Source organism: Archangium minus, from assembly GCF_044360475.1.
Lineage (GTDB): Bacteria > Myxococcota > Myxococcia > Myxococcales > Myxococcaceae > Archangium > Archangium minus.
The window spans coordinates 771446-795774 of record NZ_CP043494.1; the positions used below are offsets into that span (position 1 = coordinate 771446).

General features: G+C 68.0%; 22 protein-coding genes. 10 read left to right on the forward strand and 12 right to left on the reverse strand.

Features of this window, described 5'->3' with window-relative positions; translation table 11 throughout:
* Nucleotides 1-11 precede the first annotated feature (11 nt).
* The 7 genes from F0U60_RS03245 to F0U60_RS03275 form a co-directional block, all read right to left on the reverse strand.
* Nucleotides 12-644 carry a hypothetical protein gene (locus F0U60_RS03245; RefSeq protein WP_395813822.1) on the reverse strand — a complete coding sequence of 211 codons (633 nt, stop codon included), beginning with the start codon at nucleotides 642-644 and terminating at the stop codon, nucleotides 12-14.
* Between the two features lie 93 nt (nucleotides 645-737).
* On the reverse strand, nucleotides 738-1673 hold the full coding sequence (locus tag F0U60_RS03250) for a ketopantoate reductase family protein (protein WP_395813824.1): 936 nt from the start codon (nucleotides 1671-1673) through the stop codon (nucleotides 738-740).
* A 60-nt stretch (nucleotides 1674-1733) separates the two neighbouring features.
* Nucleotides 1734-2648, reverse strand: coding sequence for a S1C family serine protease (locus F0U60_RS03255; protein ID WP_395813826.1), 915 nt, complete (start codon nucleotides 2646-2648; stop codon nucleotides 1734-1736).
* A gap of 15 nt (nucleotides 2649-2663) precedes the next feature.
* Nucleotides 2664-3560, reverse strand: coding sequence for a S1C family serine protease (locus F0U60_RS03260; protein WP_395813828.1), 897 nt, complete (start codon nucleotides 3558-3560; stop codon nucleotides 2664-2666).
* 107 nt (nucleotides 3561-3667) lie between these two features.
* On the reverse strand, nucleotides 3668-4306 hold the full coding sequence (locus F0U60_RS03265; RefSeq protein ID WP_395813830.1) for a LuxR C-terminal-related transcriptional regulator: 639 nt from the start codon (nucleotides 4304-4306) through the stop codon (nucleotides 3668-3670).
* Nucleotides 4307-4426: 120 nt separating this feature from the next.
* Nucleotides 4427-5500 (reverse strand): AmmeMemoRadiSam system radical SAM enzyme, encoded by a 1074-nt coding sequence (gene amrS, locus F0U60_RS03270; protein WP_395813832.1) that lies wholly within the window; start codon nucleotides 5498-5500, stop codon nucleotides 4427-4429.
* A gap of 162 nt (nucleotides 5501-5662) precedes the next feature.
* Entirely contained in the window at nucleotides 5663-6130 is a 468-nt protein-coding gene (locus F0U60_RS03275; RefSeq protein ID WP_395813834.1) for a ferritin-like domain-containing protein, read from the reverse strand.
* Nucleotides 6131-6392: 262 nt separating this feature from the next.
* Between F0U60_RS03275 and F0U60_RS03280 the strand changes: the two genes are divergently transcribed.
* From F0U60_RS03280 to F0U60_RS03295, 4 genes are all read left to right on the forward strand, one after another.
* Complete coding sequence (locus F0U60_RS03280; RefSeq protein ID WP_395813836.1) at nucleotides 6393-7118, forward strand: hypothetical protein; 726 nt, start codon at nucleotides 6393-6395, stop codon at nucleotides 7116-7118.
* A gap of 79 nt (nucleotides 7119-7197) precedes the next feature.
* The gene (locus F0U60_RS03285) at nucleotides 7198-8121 is read left to right on the forward strand and encodes a WD40/YVTN/BNR-like repeat-containing protein (protein WP_395813838.1); all 924 of its coding nucleotides are present in this window, start codon (nucleotides 7198-7200) and stop codon (nucleotides 8119-8121) included.
* 93 nt (nucleotides 8122-8214) lie between these two features.
* Nucleotides 8215-8487, forward strand: coding sequence for a hypothetical protein (locus F0U60_RS03290; RefSeq protein ID WP_395813840.1), 273 nt, complete (start codon nucleotides 8215-8217; stop codon nucleotides 8485-8487).
* A gap of 679 nt (nucleotides 8488-9166) precedes the next feature.
* Nucleotides 9167-10012 (forward strand): Fic family protein, encoded by an 846-nt coding sequence (locus F0U60_RS03295; protein ID WP_395813842.1) that lies wholly within the window; start codon nucleotides 9167-9169, stop codon nucleotides 10010-10012.
* A 72-nt stretch (nucleotides 10013-10084) separates the two neighbouring features.
* Here F0U60_RS03295 and F0U60_RS03300 read toward each other — a convergent pair whose 3' ends face one another.
* A complete protein-coding gene (locus tag F0U60_RS03300; protein ID WP_395813844.1) occupies nucleotides 10085-10771 on the reverse strand; it encodes a suppressor of fused domain protein in 687 nt (228 codons plus the stop codon).
* Between the two features lie 266 nt (nucleotides 10772-11037).
* Between F0U60_RS03300 and F0U60_RS03305 the strand changes: the two genes are divergently transcribed.
* Complete coding sequence (locus F0U60_RS03305) at nucleotides 11038-12015, forward strand: hypothetical protein (protein ID WP_395813846.1); 978 nt, start codon at nucleotides 11038-11040, stop codon at nucleotides 12013-12015.
* A gap of 39 nt (nucleotides 12016-12054) precedes the next feature.
* Nucleotides 12055-12594 (forward strand): hypothetical protein, encoded by a 540-nt coding sequence (locus tag F0U60_RS03310; RefSeq protein ID WP_395813848.1) that lies wholly within the window; start codon nucleotides 12055-12057, stop codon nucleotides 12592-12594.
* Here F0U60_RS03310 and F0U60_RS03315 read toward each other — a convergent pair.
* Nucleotides 12588-13157: an AAA family ATPase gene (locus F0U60_RS03315; RefSeq protein ID WP_395813850.1), complete on the reverse strand. Its 570-nt coding sequence runs from the start codon at nucleotides 13155-13157 to the stop codon at nucleotides 12588-12590. The two genes, F0U60_RS03310 and F0U60_RS03315, sit on opposite strands and share 7 nt — an antisense overlap.
* A 211-nt stretch (nucleotides 13158-13368) precedes the next feature.
* Here F0U60_RS03315 and F0U60_RS03320 point away from each other — a divergent pair, with 211 nt between their 5' ends.
* On the forward strand, nucleotides 13369-14094 hold the full coding sequence (locus F0U60_RS03320; protein ID WP_395813852.1) for a double-CXXCG motif protein: 726 nt from the start codon (nucleotides 13369-13371) through the stop codon (nucleotides 14092-14094).
* Here F0U60_RS03320 and F0U60_RS03325 read toward each other — a convergent pair.
* Entirely contained in the window at nucleotides 14091-15269 is a 1179-nt protein-coding gene (locus tag F0U60_RS03325) for a GNAT family N-acetyltransferase (protein WP_395813854.1), read from the reverse strand. The two genes, F0U60_RS03320 and F0U60_RS03325, sit on opposite strands and share 4 nt — an antisense overlap.
* A 274-nt stretch (nucleotides 15270-15543) precedes the next feature.
* Here F0U60_RS03325 and F0U60_RS03330 point away from each other — a divergent pair, with 274 nt between their 5' ends.
* On the forward strand, nucleotides 15544-20874 hold the full coding sequence (locus F0U60_RS03330) for an AAA family ATPase (protein WP_395813856.1): 5331 nt from the start codon (nucleotides 15544-15546) through the stop codon (nucleotides 20872-20874).
* Nucleotides 20875-20882: 8 nt separating this feature from the next.
* Here the strand turns inward: F0U60_RS03330 and F0U60_RS03335 are convergent, their stop codons facing one another.
* Entirely contained in the window at nucleotides 20883-21368 is a 486-nt protein-coding gene (locus F0U60_RS03335) for a c-type cytochrome (RefSeq protein ID WP_395813859.1), read from the reverse strand.
* Nucleotides 21369-21491: 123 nt separating this feature from the next.
* On the opposite strand from F0U60_RS03335, the gene bioA reads away from it, so the two are divergent.
* Nucleotides 21492-22796 carry an adenosylmethionine--8-amino-7-oxononanoate transaminase gene (gene bioA / locus F0U60_RS03340; protein WP_395813861.1) on the forward strand — a complete coding sequence of 435 codons (1305 nt, stop codon included), beginning with the start codon at nucleotides 21492-21494 and terminating at the stop codon, nucleotides 22794-22796.
* Nucleotides 22797-22855: 59 nt separating this feature from the next.
* Nucleotides 22856-23962, forward strand: a complete 1107-nt coding sequence (locus F0U60_RS03345) for an NIF family HAD-type phosphatase (protein WP_395813863.1) — start codon at nucleotides 22856-22858, stop codon at nucleotides 23960-23962.
* A gap of 28 nt (nucleotides 23963-23990) precedes the next feature.
* Here the strand turns inward: F0U60_RS03345 and F0U60_RS03350 are convergent, their stop codons facing one another.
* The gene (locus tag F0U60_RS03350; RefSeq protein ID WP_395813865.1) at nucleotides 23991-24251 is read right to left on the reverse strand and encodes a phage tail protein; all 261 of its coding nucleotides are present in this window, start codon (nucleotides 24249-24251) and stop codon (nucleotides 23991-23993) included.
* Nucleotides 24252-24329 lie beyond the last annotated feature (78 nt).

The following is a 24329-nucleotide window of genomic DNA, read 5'->3' on the forward strand; positions in this document are numbered from 1 at the left end:
GCGCTGGCCGCTTACCAGGTGGCGCCGAGGTTGAGCGTGCCCGTGTAGCTGCCTCCCGAGCTGAAGGTCTCGTTCCCCGGCAGGTCGACGTTCGCCGGGGGGACGGTCCCAGCGAACTCCTGATCGAAGAGGAGGTTGTAGTTGAGGCGCGCGTCCGCGACGAAGTCGCCGATGTGCAGGCGGAGCCCCGCGCCCAGTGGCACGAGACCCACGTTGTCATCCTGGAAGCCCGGCGCCGCGTTGCGCACGTTGTAGTTACTGATGCCGAGCCCCGCGAGGACATAGGGCTGCAAGGGAGCGGCGGTGAGGCCCACCGTGGCCACGGCCTGCGCTCCATTGCGCAGCACGTCCGGGCCACTCGTCCCCGTGAGCGGCAGTTGCGTGTCGAAGTTGTTCGCCGCGCCTGAGTAGCCTAGCTCGAGACCCACGACCTTGGTGGGCTTGAGGACGATCGTGGCCCCATAGGCGACACCGGGGTCGATGTCCTGACCCAGAGCACTGGTATAGCCCTCCACGCCACCACCGAGCTGCACGGTCAGTCCGCGCATGTCCGCGCTGGACTCCCGGCCCTCCCGCGCCATGGCGCTTCCCGCCCAGAGAGACAGCACCGCGATACCTGCACCCGCCACCAGCTTCTTCGTCATTCATTCCTCCTTTAGGACGGAGGAAAGCTGGAGGGTGCTGGTGCACCGTGCCACCCGGCAGGCAGGGGAACAGGCGGTGGTCTGCTCTTCTCTTCAGCTTTGGGGCCGGCCGCTCGCGTAGGGGGCCAGCACACCGTAGAGGGTGGCCATCACCGGCGTGGGCACTCCGGCTGAGCGGCCCCGGCGCACCACTGAGCCCATGAGGGCCTCCACCTCCAGCCGCTTGCCCTGCTCCAGGTCCACCAGCAGCGACGCGCGCATCTGCGGAGGCAGTCCCTGGAGCTCTCGGACGAGTGACTCTGGGCCGCGGGTGACGGTCACCCCCTCGGCGGCGGCGACCCGGATGATTTCTGATGCCGCTTGCAGGTAGGTGTCGAGCGCGGGCGGGCACGTCCGCAGCAGGCCGATGGGCAGGCGCGTGGAGCCGGTGAGCCCGGCAAAGGGCGCCAGGAAGACGAGCTTGTCCCAGAGCGATACGCGCGCGTCTGGCACCGCGTCCGTGCGGATGCCGGCCCCAGCGAGCGTGTCGCGCAGGGTTTCCACTCGCGGGGAGAGGCGGGTGGTGTCTCCGAAGAACTCACCGAACGTGATGCGATGGTGCATCCCGGTCTGGGTGAGGACTCCGGGCGCGGTGATGGCCACGGAGATGTAGGCCGAGCCTCCGAGCACCGCTTCCTGGCCCACGGCGGAGGCCACCTCGTCGGGGCTGTCCACGCCGTTCTGCAGGGTGAGCACCACCGTCTTGTCCCCGCTCTCCACCAGCGTCTTCACCGCGGGGAGCGCACCGGCGATGTCATAGGTCTTCACCGCCAACATCACCACGTCCACGGGGCCCACTCGGGCCGGGTCCGACTCCGCGCGCACCGGGACACGCACGTCCCCGACCGGGCTGCGGATCTCCAGCCCCTTCTGTCGCAGCGCCTCCAGGTGGGCACCCCGCGCGAGGAAGGTGACCTCATGGCCTGCCTGGACCAGCTTCGCGCCGAAGTAACCGCCGACGGCTCCGGAACCCACGATGGCGAATCGCATGGGCGCGGAGCATAGGTCCTGGCCCCTCCTCCTCCCAGTGCAACTCGCCCTCGCAGGGCCTCATGCCGCCTTGCTGTGCTCGCGGGACGCGGTGCGGGCGCGCAGGGTGCGGCGCCGTCCCTTGCGCAGCACTTCCAGGCGCACCTCCGGTCCCGTGGCGAGCGCCAGCATGCGCTGGACGTCATCCACGTTCGTGACGGGCCGCTCGTCGATGCCCAGCAGCAGGTCGTCCGCCTCGAGCCCCGCATCGGCCGCGGGCGTGCCCTGGCCCACCTTCATGACGCGCACCGCGCGAAGCTGTCCCACCTCCTGGGCTCGCTGGGCCGGGAGGTTGATGGCCGTGGCGGCGATGCCGAGGAAGCGTCGCTCCACCTTGCCGCGTTGGATGAGCAGGCTGGCCACCCAGGCCGCAGTGGTGGCGCTCACTGCGAAGCCGATGCCCTGCGCGTACGGCAGCACCAGCGTGTTGAGGCCCACCACCTGCCCGTGCATGTTGAGCAGCGGCCCTCCCGAGTTGCCCGGGTTGATGGCCGCGTCCGTCTGCAACAGGCCCTCGAGAATGACTCCGTCGGGCAGCGGCAGGGTGCGGTTGATGGCGCTCACCACGCCCATCGACACGGACTGCTCCAGGCGGAAGGGGTTGCCGATGGCCATCACCCACTGCCCCACGCGCACGTCATGCGGATCCGCCAGGGGCAGCGTGGGGAACTTCGCGCCTTCCTCGGCGCGCACCACCGCCAGGTCCGTGGGCGCGTCCGCTCCCACGAGCTCGGCGCGCACTTCGCTGCCATCGTGCAGCTCCAGTGTGAGCCGGCCTCGGCTGCGCACCACGTGCCGGTTGGTGAGGACGTAGCCGTCCGGTGTCAGGAAGAGGCCCGTGCCGTGCCCTTGCGAGTGCTGCACCGCCACCACCGCCGGCATCGCCTTGGCCACGAGCGACTCGAGCTCATCAGAGAACTGTTGGAGGAACTTCATGGTTTCATGCTCCCTTCACGAACGCTTGCCAATCGTGAGGGGCACCTCGCGCACCTCGCCCGCGCGCAGCACCCTCGCCTGGACCTGTGTGCCCACCTTCTCGTCTCCGAGGTAGCCGAGCAGCTCCTCGATGCTGTGCAGCGGCTGGCCCCCGAGGCTCACCAGCACGTCTCCCATCATCAGCCCGGCCTTGTCCGCAGGGCCCCCTGGCTCGACGGTGAGGAAGATGAGGCCGCTCTCTCCGCCCGCGCGCTCCCAGAGGCTCTGGGGCAGGCGCACCGGGTGCGCTCCCACCCCGAGATAGCCCCGGCGGATGCCCCCGTGCTGCCGAAGCGCCTGGGCGACCCGGCTGAGCGTCTCCCCAGGAATGACGACCGCCGCCGTGCGCGACAGCGCCGCCGTCAGCAGGCCGAGGAAGCGCCCCTGCGTGTCCACCAGCGCCCCTCCGGAGAAGCCAGGCTGCAGGTCCGCGTCCGTCTCCAAGTAACGGTCGATGCGGCCTCCCGCGAAGGTGCGCCAGCTCTCGCCGAACGCGCTGACGATGCCCAGCGTGGCGCGCGCGGTGCGGCCCGGGCGGCCCAGGGCGAGCACGAGGTGGCCTACCTTGAGTCCCTCGAGCGGTGCCGGCTTCAGTGGCGTGAGTCCGGCGACGTCCGCCTTGAGGAGCGCCAGGTCCGTGGACGGATCTCTCCCGACGAGCTCGGCTGAGGCGGTGCGGCCATCGGCGAGGCCCACCGTGATGGAGCCTTCCTGCTCGATGGCATGGTGAGTGGTGAGGATGTGTCCCTCCGCGTCCCAGACGATGCCGGTGGCACCGTGGCGGCGGCGGGCCTCGACCCGGACAATGCCGGGGGCGATGCGCTCGACAATGGAGGCGAGGGACTCGGAGAAGGTGCTGAGGTCGGCGGACATGGAGCGATTCCTTTCGCCTTGAAAGCTAAAGGGCTCGCCTCCGCGGCACATCGGCGAGACGGATGGGCCTCGACCTACCCGAATGGGTAGTCCCCCTCTCCATCCGGTCAGATCGTCACGAGCCCCAGGCGCGCCGCTCGGACCACGGCCTCTGTTCGCCGCTGCACGCCAAGCTTGGTGAGCACGGCGTTCACATGGAACTTCGCCGTGTGCTCGCTGATGTCGAGCCGTTCGGCGATGGCTTTGTTGGACAGGCCCTCGGCGAGCAGCGCGAGCACCTCGCGCTCCCGAGGTGTCAGGCCCTCGGGCGTCGAGGTGGTTGCTGAGGCGCGTGGTGTGGCTCGCAGCGCGGCGAGGGCCGGGTCGAATACGGTGAGTCCACGAGCTACGGCCCGGAGCGCGGCGAGCAGCGGGGCGGGAGCCACGTCCCGGAAGAGCAACCCCCGAGCCCCTGCGGAGAGCGCGCCTTCTCCCGCGGCTTCATCGGGCACAAGTGCGAGCACGGGAGCTCCCAGGTCCGGGGCATCGAGCTGCCCTCCGGACCCGGTCGGGTGCAGGCCTACGTCCCACAGCACGACGTCGGGAGTGGTCTCGGGACTCGAGGACTCCACCTCCGCCTGCGTGCCAGACGCCATGACCTTGAGGTCGCTTCCTTGCTCCGAGAGGGCTCGGGAGAGCGCACCCCGCGCGAGCGGGTCCTCGGCGACCAGGGTGAGGCGGATGGGGGTGGCGTCGGAGTCCAGCACGGCTTCTATGCCTAACGGGCATCCGTGCGCTTCGCCCGGCTTGGTCCACGGCGTGGGTTCACCGTGTTCAACCCGGGACCCTCGATACCCTCACCCCGTCCCTCTCCCAGTGGGAGAGGGTTACATGACTGCTACGGGGATACGGCGGCGGCCGAAGTCTCCGGGGCTCGTGTCGAAGTGGCCTGGCACCTTCGCTCCGCAGTCCGGGCATTGGCCCTCCTGCGTCAGCCGGTACGTGAGGATCTGGTGCCAGTCCCTGACGATGAGCGCCTTGCTGCAATTCGGGCACAGCGTCGTCTCGCCCGCCGGGTCGTGCGTGTTGCCCGTGTACACGTACCGCAGCCCTGCCTTGCGCGCGATCTCCCTCGCCCGCCTCAGCGTCGCCGGTGGCGTCGGTGGAATGTCCCGCAGCTTGTAGTCCGGATGGAACGCCGTGAAGTGCAGCGGCACGTCTGGCCCCAGGTGCTTCATCAGCCACTCGCTCATCGCTCCCACTTCCGCGTCCGAGTCGTTCTTCCCTGGAATCAGCAGCGTGGTGATCTCCAGCCACACCTTCGTCTCGTGGTGGAGGTACTCGAGCGTCTCCAGCACGGGCTTCAGGTGTGCCGCCGTGAGCTGGAAGTAGAACTCCTCGGTGAACGCCTTCAGGTCCACGTTCGCCGCGTCCATCTTCGCGTAGAAGTCCCGGCGTGGCTCGGCATGCATGTAGCCCGCCGTCACCGCCACCGTCTGGATGCCTCGCGCATGGCACGCGTCCGCGACGTCCATCGCGTACTCGGCGAAGATGACCGGGTCGTTGTACGTGAAGGCCACGCTCTGGCAACCGTATGCCTCCGCCGCACGGGCGATGGCCTCCGGGGTCGCCTCGTCAGTGAGGCGGTCCATCTCCCGCGACTTGGAGATGTCCCAGTTCTGGCAGAAGCGGCACGCCAGGTTGCACCCGGCCGTTCCAAAGGACAGCACGCTGCTGCCCGGATGGAAGTGCACCAGCGGCTTCTTCTCGATGGGGTCCACGCAGAACCCCGACGAGCGCCCGTGGGTTGTCAGCACCATCTGGTCGCCCGTGCGCTGCCGCACGAAACACATGCCCCGCTGGCCCTCGTGCAGCTTGCAGTCGCGAGGACACAGGTCGCACTGGATGCGCCCGTCCTCCAGCGCATGCCACCAGCGCGCGGGGTATTCGCTCTCTTGCATGTCTCCCTCCCCGTGGGGCGGGTGCATCCCGCCGTCCAACAGAAGAGGGAACACGTGGGGAAGCGGGCAGACGTCCCGTCTCCGACCGCTTCCCCGAGGCCGGGCCGCCGGGCGGACAGGTTCTTCCTCCCGACTGCTCCCGTCCTCTCGGCCCCACGAGGCCTACGGCTGCACCGTCGTCTGCTCCCAGATGCGGTTGCGCAGCGCGTCCTCGATGAAGGCCAGGTGCCGCTGCTCGTCCGAGAAGTTGCGCTCGATGATGACGCGGGCCTCGGGACTCCAGTCCTCGTCCAGCGCCATGCGGTAGGTGCGGTTGGTGAGCACCTCGTTGCCCCGCATCGCCTGGAGCGCCGCCTCGGTGCCCATCATCGAGGTGATGGCCGTGAAGCCCTTGAGGACGACGCCCTTCATGTCCGGCGCCCTCCGGGGCGTGCCTCCCAAGGCCGTCACCACCTGCGACAGTTCCCGGATGTGACGCATATGGTCCTGCTGGAACTCCCGCAGGCTCATGCGCAGGGACTCCACATCGATGCGGTCAATGGCCGCCGCGTAGGCCCCCACCGCGTCATAGTCGAGCGCGATCAGGTCGTTGAGCCGCTCGAGCATCCTGTTCAGATCCATCGCCGCCATACCGTCCTCCTCCGGTTCCGCGCGGGACTTCCCACGCCGCCGAAAGCTGCTCAGGGGGGCCAGGGGTCTCAAGCTGCATCAGCGGACATTTCCCGACTCCCCGGAGGATCGGCCGGATGGCGGGCGGGGAGTCACCTTTGCTCCCGGGTGAACGCTCCTCCGCCTCGGGGGACAGTGGTCACGCCTGGTTCGGCTCGCACTCCCGGTGTGCCCTCCACGCAGGTGGAAACTTTTTGACGCAACTCGCGATAATCCCGCCATCATGAAGATCCAACGCCCGGGAACCCCCGCTCCCCGGACCCCGACCGCCCGGACGGACTCCCCGGTCACCCCCCTCAAGAACACGGTCCGTTCGCCGGCCACGGCTGCTTCGTCGGCCCCGGCCCGCTCCGCCGATGCCTTCGAGTCGTCCACCCGCGCCACGGCCAAGGCTGTCGCTCCCGGCCGGAGCAACGCCGCCCGGAACCTCCCCGCCGAGATTCCTACCGGTACCAAGGACTACTACCGCAAGCGCTACGACGACTTCGTGCGCCGCAACCCGGGGATGACCCCGCCCTCCTATTACCTGGAGTACGGGCAGAAGTACTGCGACCGCTTCTCCAGCCTCGGGCCCAAGGACCTGACCCCCGAGGGCCTCGCGTGGCGCGATCGCACGCTCAAGGCGCTCCAGGACGCCATCGAGACCAAGCGCATGGAGGACCCGGCGGGCTTCGCCCAGCTCGAGCGCGACCCCGAGGCCTTCAAGAAGTTTGCCTACGACTCGCACCCGGACGCCTACGTGCAGTCCGGCCTCTACAAGCTGCCGGCGCAGGACTTGATGAAGATCGGCACCACGCCGGAGCTCAAGGACCTGTTCACCAAGGACGGCCTGCGGCAGATCGCCGTCGCGCTCGGCAAGATGGACGCGGGGGACATGGCGAGCGTGGCCAAGGAGTCGGCCAAGGAAATGTGGAAGGACCTCAAACACTCCTTCTCCCGTCTCTTCTAGGGAGGCCACACCTGTCGCTTCCCAGGTCGCGGGCGGGCTGGCATCTTCCCCCCCGCATTCGAAATCCCGAGGTTGACGCGTGCCGGAGAAAGACTGGGAGAGGCTGGGAGAGCTGTCCGAGGGTTTGAGGGTCGGAGCGGTGGCCGCGAGCCCCGAGGGCTTCGGGCTCATCGGCGCGGCGTCGGAGCCGCCTGGTGTCAGCCTCCTGGAGCGGATGAAGGGCCGCCGGGCCCAGGTGTACCGCGTCGCCGCCGGAGCCGTGACGCGGACCTGGGAAGGCCCCGGCTGGATTCAGGCCATGGACTGCCACAGGGCGGTGGGCGTGGCCATCGGCGCCACGTTGAAGCCCTCGGGCTCGGGCTCGGACTACCACCTGCTGGTGTCCTCGGACGGGGGCCGCGAGTGGCAGACGCGCGGGCCGGTGGACGCGCCGAGCCTCGGTCAGGTGCTCGCTGTGAGCGATCAGGAAGTCTGGGTGCTGGGCGCCTGGTTCCTGGGTCGCACCGCGGACGGTGGCGCCACGTGGACGGAGCTGGAGCTGGAAGGCGAGCGCAACCCCCACACCGAGCGGCTGCGGCGGGTGGAGGGCGGCGTGGCCCTGTTGGGCAAGGGGCTCTCCGTCAGTACGGACGGGGGTGCCACGTGGAGCCAGGTGGACGTGGGCGCGGCGCGCGTGGTGGACGTGGACGGGGCCTTCGTGGCCGCCGTGGTGCAGGGACAGGCCCGGGTGGGCGAGCGCCAGGGCTCCGAGGTGCGCTGGCTGGAGCCGCTGCCGGCGGGCCGTGAGCCGCTGCGCCTGGTGGCCTCCGAGGGCGTGCTGCGCCTGCTCACCCGTGGCGCGGACCCCTCCAAGGGGGCGGATCCGGCGCTCCATGTGAGCGAGGACGGCGGGCAGACGTGGTCGAGCCACTCGCTGCCGCTCGGGCCTCAGGTGGACATCGCTGGCCGCGAGTGGGGCCTCGGCGTGGACATCCGTGGCGGCGTCTACGGCCGCGTGGGGTGAGAGGGTCCACGCGATCGCGCGGCACCTCCTTTGTGCTCGGGCCTGATGGGTAGCTCGTTCTCTTGAGCTTGCGGAGCAACGAAGGAGCTGCCCATGTCCTGGGCCACAGTTGAGTACACGGAGAAGCTGGTTCGCTACTTCCGCGGGGTCTGCGAGCGGCATCCAGAGGATGAGGCGTTCGCTCGTGACTTGCGCTTCGCCGAAGAGCTCGCGCGCCTGAATCGGGAAAGGCCATCCGATTGGGGCTCACTGCTGCGCAGCCTCATTCGCCGGCTCGAGGAAGCGCGGAGTTCAGGCGACCCGTGGGGCTCGGGAGTTCACGAGGTGTACGTCGCCGCCAAGAACCTGGCGGAGACAGCTCCCTGAAGCGCCACGAACACGTGGCTGCTGTCGCTCAACTTCCTCGTCTGCCTGTCCGACCTTAGCGGGGCAATCCTACTAAGGACCTACTAACTAGGACCAACTTAGTAGCAGTCTTTCTTGGCGGTAGCGCTCCTCAGCAGTACCATCCTGCTACTAATAGCTACTAAATTAGTAGTTCGGAGGTTCTGTGCGGATTCCCTCGACCCCTCCTGACCCCGACGCGGTCCTAGATGCCGTCCTCAAGGGTGGGGGAGAGCTCCTGCGTTTGTTCTCGAGGGGAATCAAGCCGGAGGTCGAAGGTCAGTACCTTCATTGGGACGAGCTTCGACGGCGCCCACCTCCAGAGGGACTGACGTCCGAAGAGTGGTGGGTCGGCATCTGCCTGGCCCGGAATGTCGTCAGGACCGAGTTACCCCTCACTGACAACACAGGGCGCAAGTTCCATTTCGCGCGGACTGACGGCCTCCTCCTCGCATTGCACCAAATCGACCGCGAGATGGGTGGACGGCTCGAGACGGCCGATCCGCGGTTGGCCAACAAGGAGGTTCGAGACCGCTACATCATCCGCTCTCTCATGGAGGAGGCAATTACCTCCAGCCAACTGGAGGGAGCTTCGACAACCCGCCGTGTTGCGAAGGACATGCTTCTCCAGGGGCGGAAACCGCGAACGAAAGATGAGCGGATGATCTTCAACAACTTCCAGGCAATGGAGTTGCTTCGCAAGAATGCTCAGGAGCCTCTATCCGCGGCTTTCCTCCTTGAACTGCACAAGGTCATCACCGAAGACACTTTGGATCCTGGAGAGGAGGGACGGCTGCGGCGTCCGGATGAGCCCATCACGGTGCATGACATCAGCGATGGAAAGGTCCTCCACGTTCCTCCAGACGCGAGCGAGCTTCCTTCGCGAATCGAAGCGCTCTGTGCCTTCGCGAATGAGAGCGCCGGAGATGCCTTCATACACCCCGTCGTTCGCGCGATCGTGCTCCACTTCGCGCTCGCCTATGACCATCCCTTCGTCGATGGCAATGGCCGTACCGCGCGTGCACTCTTCTATTGGAGCATGATCCGGCAAGGCTACTGGCTCGCGGAGTTCCTCTCGATCTCCCGGATCATCCAGAAAGCACCCGCTCAGTACGGGCGTGCATTCCTGTACACCGAGACAGATAGAAGCGACCTCACCTACTTCCTCCTGCACCAATTGGAGGTCATCCGGCGGGCAACGCAGGACCTCTACGCGTATCTCGACCGCAAGAGCAAGGAACTGCAGGAGGTGGATGTGCTCATGCGGGCTGGCAAGAACTTCAATCATCGCCAGCGGGCGCTCTTGGCCCATGCACTTCGCCACCCCGGCGCGCAGTACGCCATCGAGCCCTACCGCCGCGAGCACGGCGTCGTCTACCAGACCGCCCGCCAGGATCTGCTCGATTTGGAGAAGGCGGGCTACTTACAGAAGACGCAAATAGGGCGAGCCTTCTATTTCCGCCCTGTTCCAGACCTCGAGCGATTGTTGAGGGAGAAGACTCCCTGACATCGCTGCTCGACTCCTGCCCCTCTCCCGGCGACAGGAGAGGGGGCTGGGGTGGGTAGGGAACGTCAGGGGCTACAGCTGCACCTGCTCACGACCCGGGTGGGTGATGTAGCCGTGGCCCGCGTCCACCAGCTTCTTCATCAGCCGGTCCATGCCGTTGGAGCGTGAGAAGGCCATCTCGTTCTTCGTCACGCCCACCAGCGTGAGCAGCTGCACCTTGCCCGACTCGAGCTGGAAGTGCGTGGGGCGCGAGGGGTCCGTCACGAAGACGAAGCCGTTGAGCTTCGACTCACCGCCCGTCAGCGTTCCCTCCACCGGGTAGCGGTGGCCCATGGCGAAGGCCCGCATGCACACCAGGTTGTAGGCCATCATGTCCAGCAGCCGGAGCACCGGCCACTGCGCCTCCTCGGGCGTGTGGATGACCATCTCGTAGCCCAGGCCACTTGGTTCGTTCGAGTCGAACTCCTGTCCCGGGGCCAACGTGATGGGGTTGGACAGCCCGCTCGTCACATACGTCCAGTAGGGGTACTCGGGGCTCGGCGGCGCCACGCGCACGCCCATTCCTCCCCAGTTGGGATCCAACTCCTGCACCTCGGCCAGATCACTCTCCAGCCAGGCCTCCAACGCACCGCTCTGCTCCAGCGTGTAGACCTCTTCGCTGATAGCCCCGAAGAGCTTGGGGTACTCCACCTCGTCCCGATCCGCCCAGCAGTCCTCGTACCACTGGCAGAAGGCCTCGTCCGTCTCAGGCGCTTTCATAGCGAAGGGGACTTTAAGGGTTGTTTCCCCGCGATTCACTTTCCATTCGCAGGGAACGTCAGGTCCCACGGTGGGTAACCGCTTTCCCACTCGATTCCGCGCTTTTTCCCACCCCAGGGCAGGCAGGCAGGCATCCCTGTCGCACGGTGTACCCACGATGTGGCCGCCGGTGGACGAAGTGGGTTCCCGAGCGCCCGGTATGGGTCGTGAAGGGGAACGGCGCGACGAGCAGCCAGGGCGCTCGGGTCCACACATGGAGGAGCGACATGCAGAGGGGTTGGAAGTTGGCGGCCATGGCCGCAGTGCTGGGAGTGGCGGGGACGGCGCGGGCCCATGAGTTCATCTGTGAAAAGCGCATCCAGGTGAAGGGCGAGTCGCAGATACCGGGCTCGGCGCCTCGGGTGACGAAGTTTCCGGCCACGCTGCGCTTCCACTACAAGCTGCGCAATGTCCACCCGACGTCGGAGTCTGTGGCGCAGCACGTCGAGGACCCGCTGCTGGCGCCCTACGGCGTTGGCTCGCCGTTCGCCACGCCCATGGCGGTGGAGGTGTTCGGGGCGCGCGATGCCTTCTTCGAGCTGAAGCTGGAGAAGCCCGAGGCCTGCCAGGCGCTGGCGGCCAGTGATGGCCGGGTGGATGAGCACTTCGACAGCGCGTTCCAGGTGAAGTGGCCGCTGGGCGAGACGCAGTGCGCCGCGCGCGTCACCTGCTGTGAGCCCTTCGTGGATTGCGAGATGGCCTGCCCGCCGGATGACCCCGACTGCGTGGAGCCGACCCCCGTGAAGCCGGACCTCTCGCGCAACGCGGGCTTCTTCAAGGTGCACGAGCAGGCGCTTCAGCAGTGCCTGGGGTCGGGGCCCCTCGACCTTGGCGTGGCGCAGGTGCAGTCGCTGGAGCAGGCGCTGGGCCTGCTGTGGGCCAGCCCCGGCCTGGACCGCAACGGTGGGGTGCGGAGCGAGGATGACTCGCGGCGTTTCGAGCTGGCGCGTGAGGCGCTGGTGTCCACCTGCAACGAGCGCCTCTTTGGTGCCAGCGCGAAGCGGAGCCGAGCGCTGGATGAGGCTCTGCGCACGCTGCGCGGCGGCTCGGGAGACGAGGGCCTGGAGCGGCTCGCCAAGGAGCTGAGGCGCCACAATGAGGCGGGCTCGCGTGAGCCGCTGCCCGGAGGCTTCGACGCGGGGCGGGCCACGCCGGCACACGCCGCCAGTATCGCCGCGGACCCGACGGAGCCCCGCCGTCCGTAGCGCCGTTTCCTTCACACGCCTTCCAGGAGATTACACGCCATGAAGAAGCTGATGCTGTCGGTGATGGGAGCGGCCGTCCTCGTGCTCGCGGGTTGCGGAGGGGATTCCCGGACGCGGGATGTCTCGGAGCCGAGTCCAGAGCAACCCGCGGAAGCGCAGGGTAAGCAATACGCGCTGCGTCTCAAGGGGGTGAACAACCCCGGTTACGCTTCGGCGCTCGTGCAGGTGCGCCGCGTCTCCGTCACCACGGTGAACGGGCAGGCGCTCCCGGTGAGCCTCAAGTCTCGCTTCCCGATGGACCTCACGCACCCGGAGCAGGCGTACCTGCTCGGTTTCTTCCAGGTGCCCGAGGGGTTGGACCGGGTCCAGGTGGAGGTGGAGTTCGACGACTTCGGTGGCTACGAGGAGGCCGCAGGAGGCGGAGTTATCGACACGCGGGTGGCGCCGCTGCGCTTCGAGGCGCCAGTGACGTACCTGTCCGAGCATGGCCATGTGGTGGTGCACCTGGACCTGGGACAGTCGCTGCACGAGCTGGACGAGGCGCGGCTGCTGCTGCCGAGCCTGGACGTGCGCTACTGAGCGGGTCGCGGGAGTCCGTTTCGTACCTGGTCCAGACGGTCGAGGATGAAGTCGACCGTCTCATCGATCGTCAGCCCTGAGTTGTCCACCCAGAGGCCGAGCCGAGGTGTCTCGGCTCGAAAGAGACGGTCGAAGGCTTCAGCGCTCCATGCTCCGTAACCTGTCTTGGGGCGGGCCTCATCGCGTGCGGCGGCGACCGAGGGAGACGGGCAGAGGACGACCACGCCGGGCCGCCAGGCGCGAAGCCGGTTCACCGCCTTCTCGAGATGGGTGCCGAGAAGCAGATCCTGGTAGATGACTTTGAATCCCGCCTTCGCATACTCGTCCGCGACAGTGGCCGCGAGCTCGTAGCGGAAGGTGAGTTGCCTCTGCGCCTCGGGAGAAGCCTCCGGCGTCATGTCCTCTCGCCCCCCGACGATCATTCGCCGGAAGATGTCACCGCGCACATGGACGCTCCTCGGCAAGCGCTCGGCCAGAGCCTGGGCGACCGTGGATTTTCCCGCCGCCATGATGCCCGTGATGAGGAGCACGTCCGGTATGGTCTCGAGGGGTGTGTCGCTCATCTTCAGGAGGATACCTGCTCGGGCCGCGACCCTCGTAGCTGGCTGGAGTTAGAGTGTCGGCCCCCATGCCAAGGTTCCTTCGGGTCTCGCTCCTGCTGTGGTCGTCCCTCGGCGTGTTGTTGCTGGTCGGGTGTCCCTACGGCCATGCGCTCGTTTCACCCGGGCCCCAGATGTTCGCTCCGTGAGGACCGGGCGCGGCGAAGAGGACGCCATGAAGTTTTATCGTATCAGGGAGGACGTGGCGCCGCGTTACACGGGCAACTTGAACGCCGCGCACAAGTGGGGGCTGCCTGGTAGCGAGCCTTGCCCCATTTGTGGTCTCCACGGAGGCGGTACGGCGGCGCAGTACCCCTGCGTGGACCTCTCGCATCTGCCAGCCGAGGAGCAGAAGAAGCTGTCCGACCCCTGGCCCGTGCCGTACGAGGAGTTCGTCCGGCTCTGTGAGCTGGTGCGTCCATGGGCCCCTCCGGGGGCCGTGCTGAAGACAGGAACGAAGTTCGGCCCGCTGACGGGAACGGCCTCGGGGTACTTCGGTCAGCTCTTCATGCAGAACCCCTGGTCGCTCTACGTGCGTCGCGAGGCGCTGGAGAAGCTGCATGCGGCCGGGGTGCGTGGCCTTCAGGGTTGTCCGATGAACGTGCGCTTCCGGCAGAAGAACCATCCGGACCTGCTGGACCTGCAACTCGAGCTGAGCGGCCGGTTCCACCCTGACTGCCTGCCGCGGGACCTCGCCCCCCCGTGCTCCACGTGTGGCCGCACCGAGGGCTTCAGCCTCCCGGAACCTTCCATCCTCGCCGCCGCCTCACTGCCCGAGGAGCTGGACGTGTTCCGGCTGGCCGACTGGTCCGCCCTCATCATCGCCAGCGAGCGGATGGTGGAGGCGGTGCGGCGGCTGGAGCTGGATGGGGTGGTGTTCCAGCCTCTGGAGGTTCGCTAACCGGTGGCGCGGCCCTGCAGGGGCCACGGCTTGAGACCGGCGAGCTCCGCGGCCTGCTCGACCGCGGGCTGCAGGTGCGCGTGCTCGCGGCGTAGGAAGTCGCGCACCGCCTTGTCGAGCGTCTTGTCGAAGAGGAGGTGCGCGCTGTGCACCGCGGTGGGCTCGAAGCCGCGGGCAATCTTGTGCTCGCCGCCCGCGCCGGGCTCGAACACCTTGCGGCCCGCCTGGATGCACTCGTCCACCGAGTGGTACAGGCACACGTGGAAGTGCAGGAAGGGGTGCTCCTCGACGCACCCCCAGTAGCGGCCATAGAGGCGCTCGGGCGTGACGAGGTTGAAGGCCCCGGCGATGACCTTGCCCCCGCGCTCGGCCTGAACCAACTCCACCTTGTCCGGCAGCGCGCGGAAGGCGCGCAGGAAGAAGTCTTCCGTGAGCTGCACCTGACCCCACGGACCCCGGCTCGCGCACGTGGCCTCGTAGAAGCCATAGGCGCGCCGGGCGTGCTCGGGGCCCAGCTCCTGGCCGCGCACCGTGCGGATGGTGATGCCCTGGTTGGCGGCGGCGGCACGCTCGCGCTTGAGCTGCGAGCGGCGCTTGGAGTCGAAGCGGGCCAGGTAGTCGTCGTAGCCGCGATAGCCCGGGTTCTTCCAGTGGAACTGCAGGGTGATGCGGCGCGCGAGCCCCTGCTCCTCGAGCAGCTCCGCCTCGTCCTCGCGGGGGTAGAGGAAGTGGACAGAGGAGCAGCCCCCCTCGCGGGCGCTCTCAACGGCGGCCTGGATGAGCGCGAGCCGGAGGGCTGGGACGTCCTCACCTTCGGCGATGAGGAAGCGCGGGCTGGTGGCGGGGGAGAGCGGGGCGCCGACGACGAGCTTGGGGTAGTACTCGACGCCGAGCCGCTCAGCGGCACTGGCCCAGGAGAAGTCGTAGATGTACTCGCCCATGCTGTGGTGCTTGCGGTAGGCCGGCGAGGCGGCGACGAGCTTCTTCCCGCGCCACAGCGTCAGGTGGTGGGGCTCCCAACCCGTTTCGAGACGGGCGCTGCCGCTCTCCTCCATGGCGGAGAGCCATGCATGGAGGATGAAGGGAGGGGCATTGGGTCCGGTGAGGGCGTCCCACTCGGCGGCGGGGACGTCGGTGATGGACTCGAGAATGCGGAGGCGGAGGTGAGCGGCCACGGGGTACCTTCTTAACGAGAGTTTCGGATGCTCGCCGCGCAACCTGCCTCCCCGTGTTTGCTTCCTCTCTCCCTGTGCGGGTCGGCGTCTTCACGGCAAGCGGGGGGCCGAGGTGCTGGGCGTATGGATGGCATCCAGGGAGTCATGAATGGGATGGCCGTACCGAGCATGTTCAATAGAGAATTCTTTCATGACGCCGTCTTCGTCTGATGTCGCAACGTCCCCGGCGCTCCTCCCCTCCGTTCCCGGATACCAGGTGGGCGCGCTGTTTCAGATGGGGTCCCGGTTCCTGCTCTATCGGGGACACCGGATGCGAGACGGGCTCCCTGTCATCATCCGGCTCCTGCGCGCGGAGCGGCCCTCGTTCTCCGAGCTGCTCCAGCTCCGCAATCACTACGCGCTCATCCGCGATCTCCGGCTCCCGGGAGTCGTTGCGCCGCTGGCCTTCGAGCGCTGTCACAACGGCTTCGCCATCATCACGGCGGATCGCGGCTATGTTCCGCTGAACGAGTACCACGCGGCCCATCCGCTCACCGTGCCCCAGGTGCTCGAGGTTGGCATCTCGCTGGCGGAGACGCTGGAGGGGCTCTACCAGCGCCGGGTCATCCACAAGGATCTCAAGCCCTCCAACATCGTCATCCATCCCGAGACGCGCGACATCCTGCTGTCGAACTTCAGCATCGCCTCGCGGCTGCCACGGGAGACCCAGACGCTCGAGGACCTGACGCTGTTCGAGGGAACGCTGGCCTATATGTCTCCCGAGCAGACCGGGCGGATGAACCGGGGCATCGATTACCGCACGGACTTCTACTCGCTCGGCGTGACGCTCTACGAGCTGCTCACGGGCCGTCTCCCGTTCCAGAGCACGGATCCGCTGGAGCTCGCCCATTGCCACATCGCGCGTCCACCGCGCCCGCCGCGCGAGCTCGAGCCCGCCATCCCCGAGATGGTCGAGCGCATCGTGCTCAAGTTGATGGCCAAGGCCGCCGAGGATCGCTACGCGAGCGCATTCGGGCTCCGGCATGATCTCCGCACGTGCCTTGAGGCCCTGCGGGAGCAGGGGTCCGTCCCCGCCTTCGAGCTGGCCCGGCGCGACGTCTCTGACCGGTTCCACCTTCCAGAGAAGCTCTACGGCCGCCAGGAGGAGGTCCGGACACTGCTGAACGCGTTCGAGCGGGTGTGCCAGGGGAGGATGGAGCTGCTGCTGGTGGCGGGCTTCTCGGGCATTGGCAAGACGGCCGTGATTCATGAAATCCACAGGCCCGTCGTCCGCGCCAAGGGCTTCTTCGTCTCGGGCAAGTTCGACCAGCTCGGGCGGAGCATTCCGTACTCGGCCCTGGTGCAGGCGCTCTCCAGCCTGATGCGGCAGCTCCAGGCGGAGAGCGGCGAGCGGCTCGAGACCTGGAGGCAGCAGCTCCAGCTGGCCCTGGGCAGGGAAGGGCAGGTGCTGATCGACATGCTGCCGGAGCTGGAGGGCCTCATTGGACCCCAGCCCCAGGTGACGGAGCTCGAGCCCGCCGCCGCGCAGCAGCGCTTCAACCGGCTCTTCCTCCGGCTGTTGCGCGCGTTCGCGACGCAGGAGCATCCGCTCGTCATCTTCCTCGACGACCTGCAATGGGCGGACTCGGCCTCGCTGAAGATGCTGCACCTGCTGGCCACGGAGCTGGGCTCCGCGCGGCTGCTGCTGATTTGCGCGTACCGGGACAACGAGGTGACCCCGGCCCATCCCCTCATGCTGACGCTGGAGGAGATCCGCGACGCCGGAGTGGCGGTCCGCTCGATGATGCTGGCGCCGCTCCCGGAGGAGGTGGTGAACGAGCTCGTGGCGGAGACGCTCTCGTGTCCGCCGGAGCGGGCCCGGCCGCTGACCGGGCTCGTCTATCAGAAGACCCGGGGCAATCCCTTCTTCACCTCCCAGTACCTGAAGGTCCTCTTTCAGCGGGGTCTCGTGAGCTACGACGCCTCGGCGCACATGTGGCAGTGCGATCTGGCGCAGGTGCGGGACCAGTCGCTGTCCTCGGACGTGGTGGAGTTCATGGCTGGTCAGCTCCTGCGTCTGCCCGAGGAGACCCGGAAGGTGCTCGAGCTCGCCGCGTGCATCGGCAATCGGTTCGAGCTGGCGACGCTCTCACGGGTGTACGGGGGCTCGGAGGCGGAGACGGCGGCGGCGCTGTGGTGCGCGCTGCAGGAGGGGCTGATCCTCCCCACCTCGCAAGTCTACAAGTTCTACCAGGACCCGGTGGGCCTCGAGGACACCGGCATGGAGCCCCTGTCGGTGCGCTACCGGTTCCTGCACGACCGGGTGCAGCAGGCAGCCCATTCGCTCATCCCGGAGTCGGACAGGCAGCGGACCCATCTCCAGATAGGCAGGCGCCTGCTCGAAACGTCCTCCGTGCAAGAGCGGGAGGAGCACCTGTTCGACATCGTGAACCACCTGAATGTCGCCCGGGGGCTGCTGGTGGAGGTGGAGGAGCGCCGCGAGCTCGCGCAGGCGAATCTGCGGGCTGGCAGGAGGGCCCTGGCGTCGAACGCGTATGACGTGGCCCGGGAGTACCTGGAGATGGGCTTGTCGCTCCTGGAGCCGGAGAGCTGGCGGACCCACTATGAGCTGACGCTCGCCCTCCACGAAGAGGCGGCGAGCGCGGCGTGGCTCGGCAAGCATTTCGCGCGGCAGGACGAGCTGGTGGACGCGGTGCTGGCCCATGCGCGCACGGTGCTGGAGCGGGTGCGGGCCTACGAAATCCGCATCCAGACGGCCATCGCCCAGGAGCGGCTCGCCTTCGCGCTCGAGACCGGACTCCACGTGCTGAGGGAGTTGGGGGAGGAGTTCCCGGCGGCTCCCCGGCTCGAGGTCATCGAGCAGGAGCGCGAGGCGGTCCGGGCCGTGGTGGGGGACGGCTCGCTGGAGCAGCTCATCTCCCTGCCGGAGATGACGGATGCCAGGTGCCTCGCGGCGGTGCGCATCCTGACCCTGCTGGCGCCGCCCGCATACCAGACGAAGCCCGCGCTGCTGCAACTCCTCATCTTCCGGACGATCGTGCTGACCGCCCGGCATGGCGTGGCGCCCATCACGGCCCCGACCTTCGCGATGTACGGGCTCGTCCTCTGCGGGATGCTCGACGAGCTCGATGCGGGATACCAGGCCGGTCAACTGGCGCTGAGGATCCTCGAGCGCTTCAACGTCCGGGAGCACCGCGCGAAGACCCTCTACGTGGTCAACGTGAAGACGCTCCATTGGAAGCGCCACGTGCGCGAGAGCTTGAAGCCCCTGCTGGATGCGTACGCCAGCGGGCTCGAGACGGGAGACCTCGAGTTCATGGGGTGGGCGGCGGACTTCTACTGCCACCATTCGTTCATGCTGGGGCGGCCGCTCGGCCCGCTCGTCGAGGAGATGGACGAGTACCGGAAGGTGCTCGAGCACCACCACCGTCGCGTGACCCTCCGTCAGTACGCGGTGTACCAGCAGGCCGTGCTCAACCTCTCGGGGGAAGGGGAGACGCCGTGGCGCCTGGTGGGGCGAGCCTGGAACGAAGACGAGCTGCTTCCGCGCTACGTGGCGGACGACGATGGCACCGCGAGCTGCATCGCGTACGTCAACAAGCTGATGCTGGCCTATCTCTTCGGGCAGTACCGGCTGGCGGTGGAGAGTGCCGACGCGGCGGAGAAGTACCTGCCGGCGGTGGCGGCCCAGCTTCTGGTTCCGCGCTACTTCTTCTTCGACTCCCTGGCGCGGCTCGCCCTCCTGCCCGAGCTCGGTGAGGTGGAGCGGAGCGCGACGCTGGAGCGGATTGCCGCGAACCAACGGCGGATGGATCGCTGGGCCCGGTCGGCTCCCATGAACTTCCTCCACCCGTACCACCTCGTGGAGGCCGAGCGCTGCCGGGTGCGAGGTGCACGGGCCGAGGCGCTCGAGCACTATGATCGAGCCATCGCGTTCGCCCGGGAGCACGAGCATCCCCATGACGAGGCCCTCGCCCACGAGCTGACCGCCCGCTTCTTCCTCGAGTGGGGAATGGAGTACCGCGCGCGGCCCCACCTGCACGAGGCGTATGACGCCCATACGCGCTGGGGCGCGCACGCCATGCTGCGTCACCTCTCCGTCCGCTACGCCGAGCAGGGCCTGTCCGCGCGTCCGGCCGGAGAGCCCGAGGCGCGAGCACCGGAGGAGGCCCGGACCGACCTCGCCTTGCTCGACCTCCAGAGCGTCCTGGCGGCCTCACGGGTGTTCTTCTCGGAGATGAACCTGGACCGGTTGCTGGAGCGGGTGGTGGTCATCCTCTGCGAGAACGCCGGCGCCCAGCGGTGTGTCCTCCTCCGCGAGGAGCGGCAGCACCTCTCCGTGGTCATGGAGCACACTGCCCTCACGGGGGAGACCCGCCGCCACGCGAGCGACACGCCCGCCGACGCCGAGCTCGTGCCCGCCGCGGTCATCCGTCGCTCCATCCGGACGCAGCAGCCCCTCGTGTTGCAGGACCTGTCGCGCGATGACTCCCTGGCCGATGACCCCTATGTCCATCGGCATGCTCCGCGCTCTGTCCTGTCGCTCCCCATCTTCCACCAGGGCCGACTGCTCATCGTCGTCTACCTCGAGAACAACCTGGCCGCGGGGGTCTTCACCTCCAGGCACCTGCAGATCCTCACGCTCCTCGCCTCGCAGATCGCGCTCTCGCTGGAGAACGCGGCGCTCTATGGGGGCCTGGAGCAGCGCGTCCAGGAGCGCACGCGCGCGCTGGAGGCGGCACACAAGCAGATCGTCGAGGTGGCGCACCGCGCGGGCATGGCGGAGATTGCCAGCGGGGTGTTGCACAACATTGGCAACTCCCTCAACTCGCTCGTGGTCACCACGGAGAGCCTGGTCCGAGACGTGACCCGCCTGCCCGTGGAGCAATTGAAGAAGAGCGCCTGTCTGCTGGCGGATAAGAAGGAAGACTGCGCCGGGTTCCTCGAGAAGGATTCCCGGGGGCGGATGCTCCCCGAGTACCTCGACAAGCTGAGCGATAAGCTGCGGGAGGACGCCGATCAGATGCTCGTGCAGCTGCGGTCAATGAAGACCAACCTCGAGCAGATCGGTGCGACAATCCACGCGCAGCAGGTGTACGCCCACGGTCCACGGCTCGTGGAGCAGGTGGATGTGGATGAACTGGTCGAGGACGCGCTGCGCATGCAGCAGTCTTCCCTGACTCGACACCGGGTGCGCATCGAGCGCGACATGGCGCGACTGCCCGTGGCGTCGCTCGAGCGTCACAAGATGCTGCACATCCTGGTCAACCTCATCAGCAACGCGAAGCAAGCCCTGGTGGAGGCGGAGCAGGCCGACAAGTGCATCCGCATCGAGGCACGTCCCAGCTCGCCGGGGCGTTTTCTCCTCATGGTCCGGGACAACGGCGGGGGGATTGCCGCGGAAGACCTGGAGCGCATCTTCCGATACGGATTCACCACGCGCTCGGGGAGCCTGGGCTACGGCCTGCACTGGGCGGCCAATGCCGCCCAGGAGATGGGGGGGAGTCTGTTCGCGGCCAGCGAGGGCCGAGGGCGGGGCGCGTGCTTCACCCTGGAGTTACCCCTCGGCGGTGGGGTTCCCTCAGAGCCGGTCCGTCAGGACTGAGCCGGCGCTTACGGGGTGTTGGCGGGAGCCGGGTTGCCCGCCTTGATCCAATTGGCGAGCGCGAGCGCCTCGCTCGTGGACATGCGGCCGGCGAAGCTCGGCATCATCGTGCCGGGGCGGACCTTCTGGGGGTCGAGGATCCACATGGCGACCACCTCCGCCGGTTTGCTGCGAGAGTTGGCGAGGACGGGAGCGAAGGCGGTGCCAGGTCCGTGGCAGGCCCGGCAGCCCAGGCTGGAGAAGAGCTGCTCCGGCGTCCGGGCGGTGTCGGCCGGGGGTTGCTGCTGACCTCCCTGCGGAGCCGTGGGTGTGCCCTCGGCGGGCGCGGGAGGAGCCTGGGGCGCGGGGGCGTCCTTGAAGACGGTGGCCGCGCTGGGGGCGGAAGGCGCCTTCTCCTGCTTGTCCGGGCAGGCGGACAGGGCCAGGGCCATCGACAGGAGCGCGGGGCGCATCAGCGAGAGGGAAGGGGGCTTGCTGCTCAGTCGCTTGCTCATGGCGCCCAGCATGTCACGGCTCGGGCCACATCTGGTGACGAGTCCGAGGGGGGAGTGGGAACTCCTGGAGCGCGAGGGCGGGCCGCGTGGTAGGGAGGGCCGCGCATCGGAGGAGTGAGCGGCATGGAGCGCGCGGACATCGTCACGTTGGACAAGCGACACGTGTGGCACCCGTACACCGCGATGGACGAGTACATCGCGAAGACGGACCCACTGGTGGTGGTGCGCGCCGAGGGCCCGTACCTCTACGACGCGGATGGGACGCGCTATCTGGACGCCAACGGCTCGTGGTGGGTGTCCACGCTGGGACATCGGCACCCGAGGCTGGTGCGCGCGCTGACCGAGCAGGCTGGCTCCTTACCGCATACCTCGCTCGCCGGCGTGACACACGAGCCGGCTGCCCGTCTGGCCCAAGAGCTGGTCGCGCTGGCTCCGGGGCTCTCGCGCGTCTTCTACTCGGACAACGGGAGCACCGCTGTGGAGGTCGCCATCAAGATGGCGGCGCAGTACTGGGCGCAGAATGGCCGCCCTCGGCGCACCCGCTTCATCACGCTCTCGGGGGCCTTCCACGGCGAGACGATTGGCGCCACCAGCGTGGGCGGGGTGGAGGTGTTCCGCGACGTCTTCGGGCCGCTGCTCTTCGACGTGGTGCACGTGCCATCCCCCGCGGAGCCGGCGGGCTGGGAGCACGCCTTCGCCCGGGTCGAGGCCACGCTGCGCGAGCATCCGGACGAGATCGCCGCCGTCATCCTCGAGCCCCTTATCCAGGGCGCTGCGGGCATGCAGATGTACGCACCCGCCTTCGTCCGGGCCGTGCGCGAGGCCACCCGGGCGGTGGACACCTTCCTCATCGCCGATGAGGTCTTCACCGGAATGGGGCGCACGGGAGCTCGCTTCGCGTGTGACCTGGCCGGCGTGGTGCCGGACCTGCTGTGTCTGGCGAAGGCGCTGTCCGGAGGGTTGATGCCCTTCGCGGCCACGCTGGCCACCGAGCGGGTGTTCTCAGGCTTTGGCGGGGGACGCGAGCGGGCGCTGTATTACGGGCACTCGTACTGTGGGAACCCGCTGGGCGCGGCGGTGGCGCGCGAGGTGCTCGCGGTGTACCGGGACGAGGACGTGCTGGGACAGGTCGCTCGCAAGGCGCCGAAGGTGAAGGCCGCCTTCGAGCGCATGGCCAGCACGATTCCCGGCGTCACGCGGCCGAGGGCCCTCGGCATGGTGGGCGCGGTGGACCTTGGCAGCGGCGGCTACCTGGCGAGCGGAGGATGGCGCGTGTACGAGGCGGCGCGGCGGCGTGGGCTGTACCTGCGCCCCATGGGGGACACGGTGTACATCGCCCCTGCGCTCAACATCCCGGATGCCGCGCTGGACGAGCTGCTCGCCGGTGTGGAGGCCAGCTTGCTCGCGGTGGCCTCCGGCCGGACCTGATTTTTCCCCAACTTGTCCGACTGTTGGACAAGTCCGTCACTTTCGACTCCGGAGACCCTATGTCCCGCCTCGTGTTGCTCGTTCTGCTCATCGCGCCGGTCCTCGGCTGTGCGACGGGCTCTTCCGCCACGTCCACTCCCGGCAACCCGTCTTGCGCCGGGCTCGATGCGCTCACCATCCCGGCGCTGCCCGACTGGGTCGACAAGTACGCGGGCCCGAACGACAACAAAGAGGCGCGCCGCTTCTTCAACATCAGCCGCCTGATGACGTGCTTCCAGCTCTCCCGAGCCCAGGCCGTCGAGCTGCAGAACCTCTACCGGGACCAGGTCCGCGCCCAGCCCGCTCCCGAGCCGATGGCCGCGTTCACTGCCTCCCTCGAGCGCGTCCGCCGAGGCAGCTTCGAGAGCCGGCTCCAGCCCGAGAAGCTCGCCAAGGCCCGCTTCATCGTCGTCTTCGATCTCGATGAGACCCTCTTTGATCAGTACTACCCGCCCCAGGTGGGCGAGGGCTGCTACGACGTGGCGATTCCGCTCCAGAAGGGCGTGCGGTACCTGAAGCTCGTCCCGGGTTGGCAGCAGGCCTTCGAGCGCATCCAGGCGCTCAATGGCGTCGTCGTGCTCTTCTCCGCCAACGTGGATACGCTCACCCTCGAGAACCTCGCGCACTGGAAGCTCAACGGCGTCTCCCTCTCCGAGCACCCCGCGATCGCTGGCATCCTCACCAACAGCCACCTCGTCCTGCAGGAGAAGTCCGAGGGTGTTGCCGACCCGAGGAGGGGCAATCCCGTGCGCGAGCCGTCCAAGGACCTGCGGGTCTTCGATGAGCAGCTGCGCCGCGTCGTCATCGTCGATGACAACCCGACGCGCCTCTTCCAGATGCGCAACGCCCGCATCTTCAAGAAGTTCGAGGCCGATACCTACTGCACCTCCAGCGACCCGGCGCTGCGCCGCGCCTTCGAGCTGGCGATGCCCACCGTCGTGCAGGAAATCGAGGACTCGGTCCGGTACATGGACGCGAGGGGCGGCGAGTTCGCCGATGCCTACTTGCCCTACACCTCGCTGGGGCAGGTGACTGTGCAGTTCCTCGTCGACAGCGGCGGCTTCGACCGCGCGAGAGCCATCGACTACGTCCGTCAGCATCCCGAGGTCGTCGATCCGCGGTTCTGAGCGGCTCCTGACGCGAGCCCGTTCGCCCTCAACCCCGAGAGGGGAAGGCTCCTTCGAGCGCGATGATGTAGTGGAGCGCCGCGCCCGGTCCGGAGGAGAACGGCACGCGCTCGCGCAGGTCCGGTAGCGCGAAGGTGGTCATGCCGTCGCCTCCATAGGCGGTACCCAGGACGGAGAAGAGGGCCGAGTGGCGCGAGATGGACAAGAGCCGGCCATCGCACAGCGCCCAACCTCGGGGCTCGAAGCTGCCGGCGAACATGCGGATCTCGCCAATGAAGGGGTTTGACATGGCTGCGTTCCCTGAACTTCCAAGGGCCGAGAGGATCATGGTTCTCGGGCCTGGGAGAACGAACGGCTTCACGCCAAA

Coding starts and splice junctions, on each gene's coding strand:
- F0U60_RS03290 (WP_395813840.1), top strand. CDS start 8,215: ATGTCCTGGGCCACAGTTGAGTACACGGAGAAGCTGGTTCGCTACTTC.
- F0U60_RS03280 (WP_395813836.1), top strand. CDS start 6,393: ATGAAGATCCAACGCCCGGGAACCCCCGCTCCCCGGACCCCGACCGCC.
- F0U60_RS03315 (WP_395813850.1), bottom strand. CDS start 13,157: ATGAGCGACACACCCCTCGAGACCATACCGGACGTGCTCCTCATCACG.
- F0U60_RS03320 (WP_395813852.1), top strand. CDS start 13,369: ATGAAGTTTTATCGTATCAGGGAGGACGTGGCGCCGCGTTACACGGGC.
- F0U60_RS03350 (WP_395813865.1), bottom strand. CDS start 24,251: ATGTCAAACCCCTTCATTGGCGAGATCCGCATGTTCGCCGGCAGCTTC.
- F0U60_RS03310 (WP_395813848.1), top strand. CDS start 12,055: ATGAAGAAGCTGATGCTGTCGGTGATGGGAGCGGCCGTCCTCGTGCTC.
- F0U60_RS03300 (WP_395813844.1), bottom strand. CDS start 10,771: ATGAAAGCGCCTGAGACGGACGAGGCCTTCTGCCAGTGGTACGAGGAC.
- F0U60_RS03245 (WP_395813822.1), bottom strand. CDS start 644: ATGACGAAGAAGCTGGTGGCGGGTGCAGGTATCGCGGTGCTGTCTCTC.
- F0U60_RS03295 (WP_395813842.1), top strand. CDS start 9,167: ATGATCTTCAACAACTTCCAGGCAATGGAGTTGCTTCGCAAGAATGCT.
- F0U60_RS03330 (WP_395813856.1), top strand. CDS start 15,544: ATGGGGTCCCGGTTCCTGCTCTATCGGGGACACCGGATGCGAGACGGG.
- amrS (WP_395813832.1), bottom strand. CDS start 5,500: ATGCAAGAGAGCGAATACCCCGCGCGCTGGTGGCATGCGCTGGAGGAC.
- F0U60_RS03250 (WP_395813824.1), bottom strand. CDS start 1,673: ATGCGATTCGCCATCGTGGGTTCCGGAGCCGTCGGCGGTTACTTCGGC.
- F0U60_RS03305 (WP_395813846.1), top strand. CDS start 11,038: ATGCAGAGGGGTTGGAAGTTGGCGGCCATGGCCGCAGTGCTGGGAGTG.
- F0U60_RS03335 (WP_395813859.1), bottom strand. CDS start 21,368: ATGAGCAAGCGACTGAGCAGCAAGCCCCCTTCCCTCTCGCTGATGCGC.
- F0U60_RS03260 (WP_395813828.1), bottom strand. CDS start 3,560: ATGTCCGCCGACCTCAGCACCTTCTCCGAGTCCCTCGCCTCCATTGTC.
- bioA (WP_395813861.1), top strand. CDS start 21,492: ATGGAGCGCGCGGACATCGTCACGTTGGACAAGCGACACGTGTGGCAC.
- F0U60_RS03275 (WP_395813834.1), bottom strand. CDS start 6,130: ATGGCGGCGATGGATCTGAACAGGATGCTCGAGCGGCTCAACGACCTG.
- F0U60_RS03345 (WP_395813863.1), top strand. CDS start 22,856: ATGTCCCGCCTCGTGTTGCTCGTTCTGCTCATCGCGCCGGTCCTCGGC.
- F0U60_RS03255 (WP_395813826.1), bottom strand. CDS start 2,648: ATGAAGTTCCTCCAACAGTTCTCTGATGAGCTCGAGTCGCTCGTGGCC.